A 12,896-nucleotide genomic window follows, 5' to 3' on the forward strand; every position below is an offset into this window, starting at 1 on the left:
CGCTGGCGGCCCTGAATATTCCTGTTACGTTCAATGAAGCGGCGCACTCGGCCGATCTGCCGGCCGCTCAGACCGCCGGCTAGGAGCGCACGGCCAGGGCGAACGGCAGCACCGCCGAAGCCCCGTGCTGGCGCAGTACGCGGCTCGCCACGGTCAGGGTCCAGCGGCTGTCGGCCAGGTCGTCGATGAGAAGAATGGGGCGGCCGGCGAACGGGGCAAGGGCCTCGGCCAGCTCGGGGCCCACAGCGAAGCGGTCCCACACGCTTGACAGCCGGTAGGCACTGTTGCCGCCCGGCTCCCCGGTGGGGCCGCCGTTCGCCCAACTCAGGGCGCCGAGCCAGGGCAGCCGACCGATACTAGCGAGTGACGCTGCCACCGAATCGATCAACAACGGATGCCGCCGCGACGGCACCCCGACGATGGCCACCGGCCGGTCGGCCCACCCCCACTCGGCGAGCACGCGCACACAGGCGGCCAGCATGGCCGGCGGGGCGGCGGCATCCGTGCCTTGCGTCTCGAACAGGTCGCGCAGGGGACCGCCCCAGCCGAGGTCGGTCAGTCGGGCCAGCGCGCGGCCGGGCTCGGCGCGATCGCCGAGCGCAATCTTTCCGGTCGCCGCGACGCCCAGGTTGTTCATGCCGGTGGGCCACTGGGCGCGTACGTCGATGGCGACGCCGACCCGGTCGAGCGATTTCGCGGCCGTCGCAGCGGCGTCGTCAGCCACATCGCTTGGATACCAGACGCCCTGGCAGTTGTCGCAGCGACCGCAGGCCACTGCGCTGTCGTCGTCGAGGGCTCGCTGCAGAAATTCCATCCGGCATCTCGTGGTGTTCTCAAATTCGAGCATGGCCTGCTGCTCGCCGAGCCTGGCGGCCGCGATGCGTTCGTAGCGCTCCTGGTCGTAGACCCAGGGCTGCCCGGTGGACTGCCAGCCGCCCTTGACCCGGTGCACGGCGCCGTCTACGTCGAGCACCTTGAGCAGCAGCTCGAGCGGCGTACGTCGAAGGTCGACCCGGGCTTCGAGCGCCGGCGTCGACAGGGGAGCTCCGGCGGCTTCGAGTGCGCCGATCACGGCGAGGGCCTTGGCCTGGTTGGGCATCGAGGCGGTGGCGAAATAGTGCCAGATGGCCTCGTCTTCGGCTCCGGGCAGCAGCAACACATCGGCCGACGCCGTGGCCCGGCCGGCACGGCCGACCTGCTGGTAATACGCCACGGGGGAGGACGGCGCGCCCAGGTGCAGCACGAAGCCGAGGTCGGGTTTGTCGAAGCCCATCCCGAGGGCGCTCGTGGCGATGAGGGCCTTGACCTGGTTGGTCTTGAGCAGCCCTTCGGATTCCTCGCGTTCGGCCGTGTCGGTCTGGCCGGTGTATGCACGCACGGCGTGACCGGCTTCGCGGAGCAGCCGCGCGGTGTCCTCGGCGGCCGCGACCGTGAGGGTATAAATGATGCCGCTGCCCGGCAAGTCACCGAGGTGGCTGAGCAGCCAGGCCAGCCGGGCCCGCGAATCGGGCAGGCGCAGCACCCCGAGTCGCAGCGACGACCGGGCGAGCGGGCCGCGAATGGTGACGACCTCGGCCGTGCCCGCCGTGGTGCCGGTGCCGGCACCGTTGAAGCCGGTGGCGACCATACCCACTTGCTCCGCGACATCCTGCACGACCCTGCTGTTGGCGGTGGCCGTGGTGGCGAGCACCGGGACGCCCGTCGGCATCTGCGCGATCAGCTCGCGCAGGCGGCGATAGTCTGGGCGAAAGTCGTGGCCCCAGTCCGAGATGCAGTGTGCTTCGTCGACCACGAGCAGGCCCACACGGGCGATCAGGGTGGGCAGCTGCTCATCCCGAAAGGACGGATTGTTCAGTCGTTCCGGCGACACCAGCAACACGTCGACCTCATCGGCGTCGAGCTGGCGCAGCACATCGCTCCACTCGTGCGCGTTCGACGAGTTGATCGACACCGCACGCACCCCGGCCCGGGCCGCAGCGGCCACCTGGTCGCGCATCAGCGCCAGGAGCGGAGAGACCAGAATGGTCGGGCCGGCGCCCTGGCGTCGAAGCAGCAGCGTGGCCACAAAATACACGGCCGATTTTCCCCACCCGGTGCGCTGCACCACGAGGGCGCGGCGGCGGTGGTCTACCAGGGTTTCGATGGCCTCGTACTGTCCGTCATGCCAGGAGGCGTCGTCTCGCCCCACGAGCGTACGCAGAATGGCCAGAGCGGATGCGCGGGTGTCGGTCATCCTTCAAGGGTGCCAGATGCCGCCGACACTGCGGGGCACTGCACGACCTGGTAGATCGCGCCATCCGGCGTGCGAGAGACCAGGCCCGCGTCGACGAGGTATCGCCGCAGGGTGACCACGTCGTCGACGACCACCGTGAGACGGATGCCCAACTCGCGTTCCGACATTCGCTCTGGTGGCAGCGCAGCGGCGACCCATCCCAGTAGTTCGTCACGATCAGGCTGCTTCGCCGGGTATTGCTCTATCCGCTCGTTTCGAATGAACCGTTCCGCACCGTCGCGCCGCACTTCGGGTGTGCTCTCCAGGAGTTCACCGAACACCGCGGTGACGGCATTACCGTCAGCATCGAGCAAACCGGCATCCTGGAGCGCGGCGGCGGCCTTCGCTCGTTTGGATTCGGCCAGGTCAGCAGACCCCTCAAGTGCCGCAGCGGCCCACACCGTCCTGCGATCGGGGTGGGCGAGTGCCGCGACGACGCGGCGCCATTGGTTAGCCATGTCCCCAGTGTGTTGCCCGCGGCAATCCTCTGCAACCTCCTCAGATTCTCACTGCTCTCGCTGGTCACTGGTGCGTGTCGCGGGGCATCCGTCGCGTTCCGACGGGATCGCTCAGTAGGCTCGGTGGGTGAACGTGATTCAGGAGATCGAAACGCGACTGCCGGAACAGGCCGTCGTCGGTTTCCGCCGACTCATCGGGCAGGCCCGCGTGAAAGATGCGGTGCTGTTGCAGGAACGGGCCATGGCGCGCATGGTAGCCCCGGCGCAGTGGATTCTGACCCGGGTCGGGGCCGACGGCATCCGCTTGACCAAAGCCGGGCACCTGCCGCCCGCGGTCGTCGTCGAAGCCTCCGCCGAGCTCGACTGGGGCTGGCCGATCAGCGTCAACCGCGAGGTGCACCTGCGACCGCTGCAGGAGCTGCGCGGGCACCTGCGCGACGTCGGACTGCTGCGGGTCAGCAAAGGAATGCTGGTGCTCACCAAAAAGGGCGCCGCCCTGTCCGGCTCTCCCCGCGAACTCTGGTGGCATCTCGCCCGCACCATTCACTCCAGCCGCACGCCCGCCGTCGCTGACGCCACCCGCCTGCTGCTGCTCTTCGTCGCGACCCGCGGGCTGGCTCGCCGCGACGACTACCTCACGACCCTGTCTCGCGCGCTCGGATCGCTGGGCTGGGTCCAGTCCGACGGCCAGGAACCGACGACGGAATCGGTCTGGCACCTCGTCGACACCAAATGGCGCCTGCTCGACCGGCTCGGCGCGTTCGAGCAGACCGAGGCCTGGCACGGCGACCGCGGCACCGTCACGGTCGGTGGCGCGGCCTTCGCGCGCGCTGCATTGCAGGCCGACGCACCGGATGACGCGCCCGCCGAGTAGGTAGCCGGCCGCGGCATCCGCTTGTCTGCGCGGGTGGTTGGATGGATGAATGGATGCCACACCGGACTACATCGCTGATTTCTCCGTTTTTCTGCAAGCGTCACCGTCGTCATATCACGCCGCCGCTGAAGTCGCCCGGCTGCTCGATGCGGCCGGTTTCACCCGGCTGAGCGAGTCGGAGGCGTGGACCGATGCCGCCACCGACTGCTACGTCGTGCGCGACGGCGCCGTGATTGCTTGGTCGCAGCCGGCCAACGCCGGGCCCACCACGCCGTTTCGCATTCTCGGCGCCCACACCGACTCCCCGAGTTTCAAACTCAAGCCGAAGCCCACGATCGGCTCGCACGGCTGGCTGCAGGCCGGCGTCGAGGTTTACGGCGGGCCGCTGCAGAACTCCTGGCTCGACCGTGAGCTCGAATTAGCCGGCCGGCTGGTCACGCAGGATGGCACCGAGCACCTCGTGCGTACCGGGCCGTTCCTGCGCATCCCGCAGCTCGCTGTGCACCTCGACCGCGAGGTCAACAACGGCCTCACTCTCGATCGGCAACGTCACCTCACGCCCGTCTTCGGTGTCGGCGAGGCATCCGAGGCTGACCTGCTCGCCCACCTGGCCGGTCTGGCCGGGCTCAAGGCAGCGGATGTTGCCGGTTACGACATCCTCAGCAACGACACCCAGCCGCCCGCCACCTTCGGGCTGGGTAACGCGCTGTTCGCCGCCGGACGCCTCGACAACCTTTCCTCGGTCTACGCCGGCCTGCACGCCCTCATCGCGACCAGCGACCAGAAATCGGGCGGCTCGATCAGCGTGCTCGCCGCATTCGACCACGAGGAACTCGGTTCGCAGTCGCGTTCCGGAGCGAGCGGACCGCTGCTGGACGACATTCTCACCCGCATCGGCCACGGCCTCGGCGCTACCGGCTCTGATCGCCTGCAGGCCTACGCCGAATCGTGGTGCCTGTCGGCCGACGCAGGACACGCCGTGCACCCGAACTATCCCGAGCGCCACGATCCGGCCAACCATCCCATTCTCGGCGGCGGCCCGCTGCTCAAGATCAATGCCAACCAGCGCTACGCAACGGATGCCCACGGCGCCGCCCTCTGGGCCCGCACCTGCGCCCAGGCGGGCGTCGACTACCAGGAATTCGTCTCCAACAACACGGTTCCCTGCGGCTCAACGATCGGACCGCTGACCGCGACCCGGCTGGGCATCCGTGTGGTCGACGTGGGCGTGCCGCTCTTGTCGATGCACTCGGCCCGGGAGCTGTGCCACGTCAACGATCCGCAGGCGCTCGCCGCGGCAACCGCAGCCTTCTTCGCACCGGAAGTGTAGCGGACCGCCGGCTCAGGCGGTCAGCTCGTCGGCACCATTGATGCGCGCGAGCCGCGCGCGGGCGGCATCCTCTGAGGTTGAAGAGGGACCGAGCAGGGTCCCCACCACCCCGAGAACGAGCCGGGTACCTAAAACAACAGGCAGACGAGACCGCTTGAGGCCCAGCATGTCGCGATACTCGCGGGGAATCGACGCCACGGCGCCGGCGAACATGATGCGGTAGAACGGCAGCATGCCGCGGCTGAGCGGCGGGTAGCGGATGAACCGCACGGCTTCCGCGACGCGTGCGTCACTTTTCAGGGTGCCGGAGCTGCGAAATCCCTTGAGCTGGGCGGCGAGTTCGTCGGCCGAATGCGGTGCATTCTGCACTCCGATGAGTTCGCCGGCCGTGGCCCATTCGTTGACGTAGCGGTCGGCGCCGCCCGGAATCGTGTCGCCCCAGAGCAGATGGGATTGCAGAAAAGCGTCGGTGAAGACGACGTGCACCCACGACAACAGCTCGGGATCACCCGCGGCATAGGGGCGTTCCTCGCCACGCGCGTCGAGGTAGGTGCCGCTCACCCGGTCGTGAAAATGGGCGACCCGACCGGATTCCCTCTGGGCGACGACGGTATCGGCGAAAGTCACCGTGATGAGCCACTGAATGGTGCCGGAGAGACGGCCGAGAGGGTCTGCGTGATACCGGGACCAGTCGTGCACGCCGGCCATAGCGCCCGGGTGCAGGGTCTGCATGAGCAGCGCGCGAATGCCGGCGACCATGGTCGCCATGCCCCCGTGAACGGCCCAAGCGGCACTGCCAGGGCCGAAGTAGCCGGCATCGTCGCCGGTGGCGATCTGGCCGACCCATTTCGGCCGACCTTCGCTGTTCCCCGAGAGCGTCACCAGGAGGTGCGAGCGCCAGCTGTCCGTGAATCTGCCCATTCTCGGATGATAGCCCCGACTCGCTGGACGCCCGCCGCGAACGACGGCGGCACAAGCGGTGAGTTTCGAAGTTCTTCGGGGAAGACCCGGCATTACTGGGCACGGGGCCCGGGCCGAGAACGGGGCCCAGTTTACAAACTGGGCCCCGTTCGCAACATAGAACATGTTCGTGGAAAACCCGAGCGAGACCAGTTCGAATCCCGTCATCACGGCGGTGGAGCAGGATCGGGAGATTCTGTTGGCGGCAGACGAGTTCCATCGCCACGGTCGACCAGGTCGGCGTCAGAAATCGTGCGTGAACTGGTCATGGCGGTACTCCCACACGGTCGTCGGCCGGGGCCGAAAGGACGACCCATCCGCACCTGTTGCGCAGAAGGCAATTGCTACGACAGCTGTACGCCGGTTCGGTCCCGGGCACACCCCTTGATTGCCCGCTCGGCACTGCATCCGCTGACACCCGAAGTAGGCTAGTTAGGTGAACAAGGGATACACAACACGATGACCGCGTCCGTGAAGGCAACTGATCTGGCAGCACCCAGTACCAACAGAAAAGTCATCGCGCTGGCCGTCGCCGGTGCCCTCGGCGGGTTTCTGTTCGGGTTCGATTCTTCGGTCATCAACGGCGCGGTCAATGCGGTGCAGCAGGAATTCGGGCTGAACGCCACTTTGACAGGTTTCGCGGTAGCGTGCGCGCTGCTCGGCGCCGCGGCCGGAGCATTCTTCGGTGGGCGCTTCGCCGACCGCTACGGACGCATCCCCATGATGGTGCTCGGCGGCGTCGTGTTCCTGATCAGCTCGATCGGCTCCGGCTTCGCGTTCGGCGTCGTCGACCTGATCGTCTGGCGGGTGGTCGGCGGACTCGGTATCGGTCTCGCATCCGTCGTCGCACCGGCCTACATCGCCGAAATTTCACCCCGGCAGATGCGCGGCCGGCTCGGCTCGTTGCAGCAGCTCGCGATCACCCTCGGAATCTTCACGGCCCTGCTCTCCGACGCCGTGTTCGCCGAGAGCGCGGGCGGCGCCGGCAGCGAGTTCTGGTTCGGCGTCGAAGCCTGGCGCTGGATGTTCCTGGCCGGTGCCGTACCCGCCATCGTCTACGGCGGTATCGCGTTCATCCTGCCGGAATCCCCACGTTTTCTCATTCTGAAAGACAAAGAAACGGATGCCCGCGCCGTCTTCACCCGGCTCTGGCCGAGCGGTGACGTGGACCGGGAGATTCGCGACATGCGCCGCTCGATCGAGGTCGATGCCCGCTCGCACAAGTCCGGTTCGCTGCGCGGCAGAGCGTTCGGTCTCAAGCCGATCGTCTGGGTCGGCATCATCCTCTCGGTGTTCCAGCAGTTCGTCGGCATCAACGTGATCTTCTACTACTCGACCACCCTGTGGTCGGCGGTCGGTTTCGCGGAATCGAACTCACTTACCATCTCGGTGATCACCAGTGTGACCAACATCCTGGTCACCCTGGTCGCGATCGCCCTGGTCGACCGGATCGGACGGCGACCAATTCTGCTGGCCGGGTCCATCGGTATGACGGTGTCGCTCGCCACAATGGCGGTCGCGTTCAGCCAGTCGGTCACTCTCGACGGTGAGCTCAGCCTGCCCGGGGCCTGGGCCCCGATCGCGCTGGTTGCCGCGAACCTATTCGTGATCTCGTTCGGAGCTTCCTGGGGACCGGTGGTGTGGGTGCTCCTCGGTGAAATGTTTCCCAACTCCATTCGCGCCAAGGCCCTCGGGTTGGCCGCGGCCGCCCAGTGGATCGCGAATTTTCTCATCACGGTCAGCTTCCCCCCGATGGCGGATGCGTCCCTGCCGATCACCTACGGGCTCTACGCTCTGTTCGCCGGGCTCTCGTTCTGGTTCGTGCTGCGCAAAGTGCCCGAAACCAACGGAATGTCACTCGAGGAAGCCGACACCCTGTTGCCGCCGAAAAACTCGGCCAGGAAGACTACTGCGACCAACTAAGAACTAAAGCAGTGCGCGGTAAAACCCTCAAGCCCCCGAACGGGCTGTCGCGTCGAGCGGGGTTTGCGGATAACTTCACAACACAAGATTGTGGAGTGTGACCATGCCCGAACGTGGATACGCCGTTATATGTTTGAAAACCACCGGACTGTTCCCGTATCAGCGGGATCGGGTCGTCGAGGTCGCCGTGGTGCACCTCGACGAGGGTGGTCGCATTGCTGAGCGCTGGGAAACGGTGATCAACCCCGGAAGCAACGCCGGCGACGTGGCGAACCACGGCGTCAGCACGGCCGAACTGCTTCGCGCGCCGACCTTCGAGCAGATTGCACCGCGCCTGGTCGATCTGCTGCGCGGCCGGGTATTGGTGACGCACAACGCCCAGTTCGTCACCGGATTTCTGATGCGCGAGTTCGAGCTGATTGGCTACGCCCCCGGGCGCGGACTGGAGGCGGTCTGCACCATGCAGTTGGCCCGCACGTATTTGCCCGGGGCCGGTCGGCTCCTCGTCGATTGCTGCGCCGCCTATGACATCGAAATCGGACCAGGCCCCGGTGCTCTGGTGCAGGGCGTGGCGTGCGCGAGCCTGCTGGCCGCCTACGTGCACGGCTCGCCGACAGCTGCACCGTGGATCGACGCGCTTGACCGCGCCGAGCGTTCTGCCTGGCCGAGAATTGCGGCGGGTACCGACGCCGAGTGGGTGCAGCGCGACCCGTTAACTCCGCGCGACGTGGTGGCAAGACCGAGCTTCCTGGCCCGCGCGGCCGTGAAACTCCCCGACTACACCGGCCCTGAGGAACACCTCGACTACCTCGCCCTGCTCGATTTGTGCCTGCTCGATCGGGTTCTCGGGCCTCGGGAAACACATGAACTTCGGGTCCTGGCCGAATTCAGTGGCATCAATGCCGCGGAGTGCACCGCGCTGCACCGTCGCTATTTCGAGGATCTCGTGCGGGTGGCCTGGTCGAACGGAGCTCTCAGCATCGCGGATTCCGCCGATCTGATCGCGGTCGCACGCATGCTCGACGTCGCTCCGGAGGTCGTTGCCGCAGCACTGGCGGCACCCGCATCGGTGGTGCAGCTGCCGATCGCGTCGATCGACACCGTGCTGCTGGAGCAGGGCGACATCGTCGTGCTGACCGGTGACATGGCCCGTGCCCGCTCCGACTGGAGCCGGGAATTGGTCGCACGGGGCCTGTCCCTGGGTACGGCGGTCACCCTGCGCACCCGGCTGCTCGTGGCCGCGGACCCGGCGTCACTCACCGGCAAGACCGGCAAGGCTCGGGACTACGGCATTCCGATCGTCTCCGAATTCGGCCTGCGCTCTCTCATCGGGGTGCGCTGACCGCGTTCATTCGTGGCGTGAGCCCTCGCCGGCCGACCATTTCTCTTCAACGTGGCCGAACCGTCAGGCGGCGAGGGCTATGACCCAGGCGAGGGCCAAAAAGGCGACCACCGCAAAACCTACGTTCCCTGGTCGAGGTGGCCGATCGTGGCGAGCGCGTCGAGCAGACCCCGACACGGACTAGCGCCGACCCCTCGCTAGACTGGCTGCCGGGGGCAATGACATGAAGAAGAACTACAAGGCGGCCGCGATTCTGCTGATCGTGCAGGGCGGACTGATGGAATTCAGCGTCTTCATCGGAGTCATTCCCCTGCTCCTGCTCGGGGTAGAGCAGGGCACCATCTCGGAACATTTCTCGTTCATCGTGCCGTACCTGCAGGACAATCTTTATCTCATGATGGTGATGAGCGGAGTGTTCGGTGCCCTGCGACTGATCGGGGCGATCGGAATTCTGCGCGATCGCCTGTGGGGCCTGGCACTCTCGGTCATCAATTGCATCGTCACGATGGCACTGATGATCTCTCTTCTTCCGGCCGGAAATCTCGACGGAATCTTCTCAGGAACAGCACTGATCCTGATTCTGACCGCCTACTTCGGCACCCAGAAAATCTCCGATGCTGTGGCCGAAGCGCCGGCGAGGGTCGAGCAGCACCAATGACCTGTCGAACTGGTCAGAGGGTCGCCCGGCGCCAAGCCGGTGACGGCCACCAGCTCTCCCCAGCGGATGCGGCACCTGTCCAGCACCGTCAGTGCCGTACCCGACCGGCGGTCATCGCGCAGCAGTCCCAGCAACGGATTGCCGGGCTAGCGGCGGCGCGGAGCGGCTTTCTCCGCGCACATGATGCAGAGGTCAGCGGCCGGTTTAATCTCCAGCCGCCCTTGCGGAATGCGTTCGCCGCCGCGCACGCACAGGCCATAGCTGCCGTCGACGATCCGCTGCAGGGCCCGATCGATCGCCGCGAGTTCTTCGACGGCTTCGCCCTGGAACCCCGACATGCGTGACCATTCGGTGCGCAGCGAGGACGCCTCAGCGTCGTGGGCGCCGTCGGCCGAGCCGTCGCTGCGCGAGCTTTGCACGCCGGCAAAGGTGTCTGCGAGGCGCTGGGACTCTAGGTTCAGTTCACGCCGGCGTTCGCTGAGAGCGGTCTCAAACGCGTGTAGTTGAGCGGGGTCAAAGGGTGAAACGGTCATGTTCCATGGTCTCACGGCCCGGTTGGCCGCTGTGGGCTGGTCCGTCAACGGGCCGGTGTGAGCAAGCGCGGCTCAGATCTGGCCGCGCAGGTACTCCTCGATCGTCACTCCGCGGGCCGCAGCGCGCTGCACCAGGCGCCGGTGTTCCTCGGCGCTGAGCGAGAGCATCACCCGGTGCAGCTCACTGGTGCTGCGTATCGCGTCGGGGCCGTGCGGGTCGGTGAGGTCGCGGTGGTCCTCGCCGATGTCATCCCTGAGGTCGTCGAACGAGAACAGCTCGTCGTGCGAGTAAGCGGCGGCCCGCTCGGTGACCCGGCCCGAGGTGAGGGTCGGCGCGCCCGTGCCGCTCTGCCCGACGGATGCCGCAGCTCGCGCCCCCACCACCGGTTCGGCTACCGCAGCAGCCCCGGCAAAACCAGGCCCGGCCGGTGCCGGCCGACCGCGTTGAAACGCCTCGGCCGCGCCGCGCGCACGCTCATCGGCAGCCTCGTTGAGCGGATGCCCGACATGTCCCTTGACCCATTCGAAGCGGTACCGGCGGCCGGCGATGGCCTCGTCGATCTCCTTCAGCAGGTCGAGGTTCATCACCGGTTTGCCGTCGCCCTTGCGCCAGCCCTTGGCCTTCCAGCCCTTCATCCACTTCGTCACCGAGTTGATCACGTACTGGCTGTCGCACAGCACCAGCAGGTCGTCGTCGATGTGCGCTGTCGCGCGAAACAGTTCGAGCACGGCCTTCAGCTCGCCCTGGTTGTTGGTGGCGTGCTTCCAGCCGCCGGCCGCCCACGACGAGTCGTCGACGTACCAGGCCCAACCGGCCGGTCCGGGGTTTCCGAGGGCAGAACCGTCGGCGGCGGCGGTGATCGTCATGTGCGGGCCTTTCAAACAGCGGATACGCAGGGCGCAGGTCGTCCAATTCTGCCACGCCCGGCATCCGCTGCCCGTATCACCGGACCACGCCTGGAATGTGTCCGTCATGTAACAGCGCCCCAACATCCCACCGAACAGCCTGTGATGATCTGGTGATCGGAAGGTAACGGGTGCCACGTTGGCCGGAAACACGCGCTGGCTAACGTCGAAGCAGGGAAGCCGCCCGGGCTGCCTGCAGCTCTGCACCACCTCCTGAGGGGATTTCGATGACATCCAGCACCGTTGAATCAGCACCAGGCACCACCGCACCCAGTACCGATGAGGCGGTGCTGGTGCACCGTCCGGGTCGATGGATCGACAATTGGAACCCCGAGAACAAGAAGCAGTGGCAACAGGGTGGCAAACTCATCGCCTCCCGCAACCTGAAATGGTCGATCTTCGCCGAGTTCCTCGGCTTCGTGGTCTGGCAGCTCTGGAGCATCGTCGTCGTGTCGCTGCCGGCCGCCGGCTTCACCTTCTCCACCGCCGAGGTGTTCTGGCTCATCTCCATGCCGAGCCTCGTCGGCGCCACGCTGCGCTTCCCGTACACCTTCCTGGTCCCCAAGTTCGGTGGCCGCAACTGGACGATCATCTCGGCCGGACTGCTGTTGATCCCGTCGATCGCTCTCGGCTTCTGCGTCGGCAACCCGGACACCCCGTTTGGCGTCATGCTGTTCGTCGCCGCGCTCGCCGGCTTCGGCGGCGGCAACTTCGCCAGCTCGATGTCGAACATCACCTACTTCTACCCGCAGAGCCAGAAGGGCTACGCGCTCGGCCTGAACGCGGCCGGCGGCAACCTCGGCGCTTCGATGGCCCAGCTCATCGTGCCGATCGTGATCACCCTCGGCGCTGTCGGTACCCTCAATATCTCGCTCGCCGGCTGGTTCTGGATCCCGTTCATCCTGGTGGCCATGTGGGGCGCCTGGAAGTACATGGACAACCTCACCAACGCCAAGGCCGACTTCGCCGGATCCATCGCCGCAGTGAAGGAGCCGCACTTCTGGATTCTCGCCGTGCTCTACATCGGCACCTTCGGTTCCTTCATCGGCTTCGCGAGCGTCTTCCCGAAGCTCATCGCCGACCAGTTTCCCGCCTACTCCACCTTCCAGGTCGCGTCCGCCTCGCTGTCGCTCGCCTTCATCGGCGCCTTGGTCGGTTCGCTGGCACGCCCGGCTGGCGGACGCCTCGCCGACCGCTTTGGCGGGGCATCCGTCACCGTCGCAGCCTTCGGCGTCATGGCCGTCGGTGCCCTCGTGGTGGTCGCGGTGCTGCCGCTCGGAAACTTCTGGGCGTTCCTCGGCAGCTTCCTGCTGATCTTCGTCGCCACCGGAATCGGCAACGGCTCGACCTACCGTATGATTCCGAGCGTGTTCTCGGCCAAGAGCGGAGTGAAAGACGCCCACCAGAACTCGGGTGACGTCAACACGCAACGCAAGACGGCAGCAGCCCTCGGCCTCATCTCGGCTGTCGGAGCCTCCGGCGGATTTATCATCCCGCAGGTGCTCGGCCACTCCAAGACAACGACCGGCGACTACTCCAGCGCGATCTACGCCTTCGCCATGGCCTACGTCGTCATGATGTGTGTCACCGCCTTCGTCTACCTCCGCCGCGGCTCGTCCGTCGCCGGCCAGAAGATCTAG

At 66.6% G+C, this 12,896-nt stretch carries 11 protein-coding genes; 6 read left to right on the forward strand and 5 right to left on the reverse strand.

Going from position 1 to position 12,896, the window contains the following annotated elements; all coding sequences use genetic code 11:
• Positions 1-79 precede the first annotated feature (79 nt).
• Together BLS91_RS10165 and BLS91_RS10170 are read right to left on the reverse strand one after the other, a co-directional pair.
• On the reverse strand, positions 80-2,233 hold the full coding sequence (locus BLS91_RS10165; protein WP_092340609.1) for a RecQ family ATP-dependent DNA helicase: 2,154 nt from the start codon (positions 2,231-2,233) through the stop codon (positions 80-82).
• The gene (locus BLS91_RS10170; protein WP_092340610.1) at positions 2,230-2,730 is read right to left on the reverse strand and encodes a DUF2087 domain-containing protein; all 501 of its coding nucleotides are present in this window, start codon (positions 2,728-2,730) and stop codon (positions 2,230-2,232) included. Before BLS91_RS10170 ends, BLS91_RS10165 begins: the two co-directional genes overlap by 4 nt.
• 127 nt (positions 2,731-2,857) lie before the next feature.
• On the opposite strand from BLS91_RS10170, the gene BLS91_RS10175 reads away from it, so the two are divergent.
• A complete protein-coding gene (locus BLS91_RS10175) occupies positions 2,858-3,604 on the forward strand; it encodes a hypothetical protein (protein WP_104130169.1) in 747 nt (248 codons plus the stop codon).
• A gap of 49 nt (positions 3,605-3,653) precedes the next feature.
• Positions 3,654-4,934 carry a M18 family aminopeptidase gene (locus tag BLS91_RS10180; RefSeq protein WP_092340612.1) on the forward strand — a complete coding sequence of 427 codons (1,281 nt, stop codon included), beginning with the start codon at positions 3,654-3,656 and terminating at the stop codon, positions 4,932-4,934.
• 12 nt (positions 4,935-4,946) lie between these two features.
• Here the strand turns inward: BLS91_RS10180 and BLS91_RS10185 are convergent, their stop codons facing one another.
• Positions 4,947-5,855: an oxygenase MpaB family protein gene (locus BLS91_RS10185; RefSeq protein ID WP_092340613.1), complete on the reverse strand. Its 909-nt coding sequence runs from the start codon at positions 5,853-5,855 to the stop codon at positions 4,947-4,949.
• A gap of 498 nt (positions 5,856-6,353) precedes the next feature.
• On the opposite strand from BLS91_RS10185, the gene BLS91_RS10190 reads away from it, so the two are divergent.
• From BLS91_RS10190 to BLS91_RS10200, 3 genes are all read left to right on the forward strand, one after another.
• The gene (locus tag BLS91_RS10190) at positions 6,354-7,817 is read left to right on the forward strand and encodes a sugar porter family MFS transporter (protein ID WP_092340614.1); all 1,464 of its coding nucleotides are present in this window, start codon (positions 6,354-6,356) and stop codon (positions 7,815-7,817) included.
• A gap of 103 nt (positions 7,818-7,920) precedes the next feature.
• On the forward strand, positions 7,921-9,159 hold the full coding sequence (locus BLS91_RS10195) for an exonuclease domain-containing protein (protein WP_092340615.1): 1,239 nt from the start codon (positions 7,921-7,923) through the stop codon (positions 9,157-9,159).
• Between the two features lie 223 nt (positions 9,160-9,382).
• Entirely contained in the window at positions 9,383-9,817 is a 435-nt protein-coding gene (locus BLS91_RS10200; protein ID WP_092340616.1) for a hypothetical protein, read from the forward strand.
• Positions 9,818-9,963: 146 nt separating this feature from the next.
• Here BLS91_RS10200 and BLS91_RS10210 read toward each other — a convergent pair whose 3' ends face one another.
• On the reverse strand, positions 9,964-10,350 hold the full coding sequence (locus tag BLS91_RS10210) for a TraR/DksA family transcriptional regulator (protein WP_092340618.1): 387 nt from the start codon (positions 10,348-10,350) through the stop codon (positions 9,964-9,966).
• Between the two features lie 72 nt (positions 10,351-10,422).
• Positions 10,423-11,217, reverse strand: coding sequence for an RNase H family protein (locus BLS91_RS10215; RefSeq protein ID WP_092340619.1), 795 nt, complete (start codon positions 11,215-11,217; stop codon positions 10,423-10,425).
• A gap of 266 nt (positions 11,218-11,483) precedes the next feature.
• Between BLS91_RS10215 and BLS91_RS10220 the strand changes: the two genes are divergently transcribed.
• Positions 11,484-12,896, forward strand: coding sequence for an MFS transporter (locus tag BLS91_RS10220; RefSeq protein WP_092340620.1), 1,413 nt, complete (start codon positions 11,484-11,486; stop codon positions 12,894-12,896).

Source organism: Cryobacterium flavum (assembly GCF_900103805.1).
Lineage (GTDB): Bacteria > Actinomycetota > Actinomycetes > Actinomycetales > Microbacteriaceae > Cryobacterium > Cryobacterium flavum.

Bases quoted from the DNA above. Each gene is read 5' to 3' on its own strand.
- BLS91_RS10190 (WP_092340614.1), top strand. From the start codon at position 6,354: ATGACCGCGTCCGTGAAGGCAACTGATCTGGCAGCACCCAGTACCAAC.
- BLS91_RS10180 (WP_092340612.1), top strand. From the start codon at position 3,654: ATGGATGCCACACCGGACTACATCGCTGATTTCTCCGTTTTTCTGCAA.
- BLS91_RS10200 (WP_092340616.1), top strand. From the start codon at position 9,383: ATGAAGAAGAACTACAAGGCGGCCGCGATTCTGCTGATCGTGCAGGGC.
- BLS91_RS10165 (WP_092340609.1), bottom strand. From the start codon at position 2,233: ATGACCGACACCCGCGCATCCGCTCTGGCCATTCTGCGTACGCTCGTG.
- BLS91_RS10210 (WP_092340618.1), bottom strand. From the start codon at position 10,350: ATGACCGTTTCACCCTTTGACCCCGCTCAACTACACGCGTTTGAGACC.
- BLS91_RS10220 (WP_092340620.1), top strand. From the start codon at position 11,484: ATGACATCCAGCACCGTTGAATCAGCACCAGGCACCACCGCACCCAGT.
- BLS91_RS10185 (WP_092340613.1), bottom strand. From the start codon at position 5,855: ATGGGCAGATTCACGGACAGCTGGCGCTCGCACCTCCTGGTGACGCTC.
- BLS91_RS10215 (WP_092340619.1), bottom strand. From the start codon at position 11,217: ATGACGATCACCGCCGCCGCCGACGGTTCTGCCCTCGGAAACCCCGGA.
- BLS91_RS10195 (WP_092340615.1), top strand. From the start codon at position 7,921: ATGCCCGAACGTGGATACGCCGTTATATGTTTGAAAACCACCGGACTG.
- BLS91_RS10170 (WP_092340610.1), bottom strand. From the start codon at position 2,730: ATGGCTAACCAATGGCGCCGCGTCGTCGCGGCACTCGCCCACCCCGAT.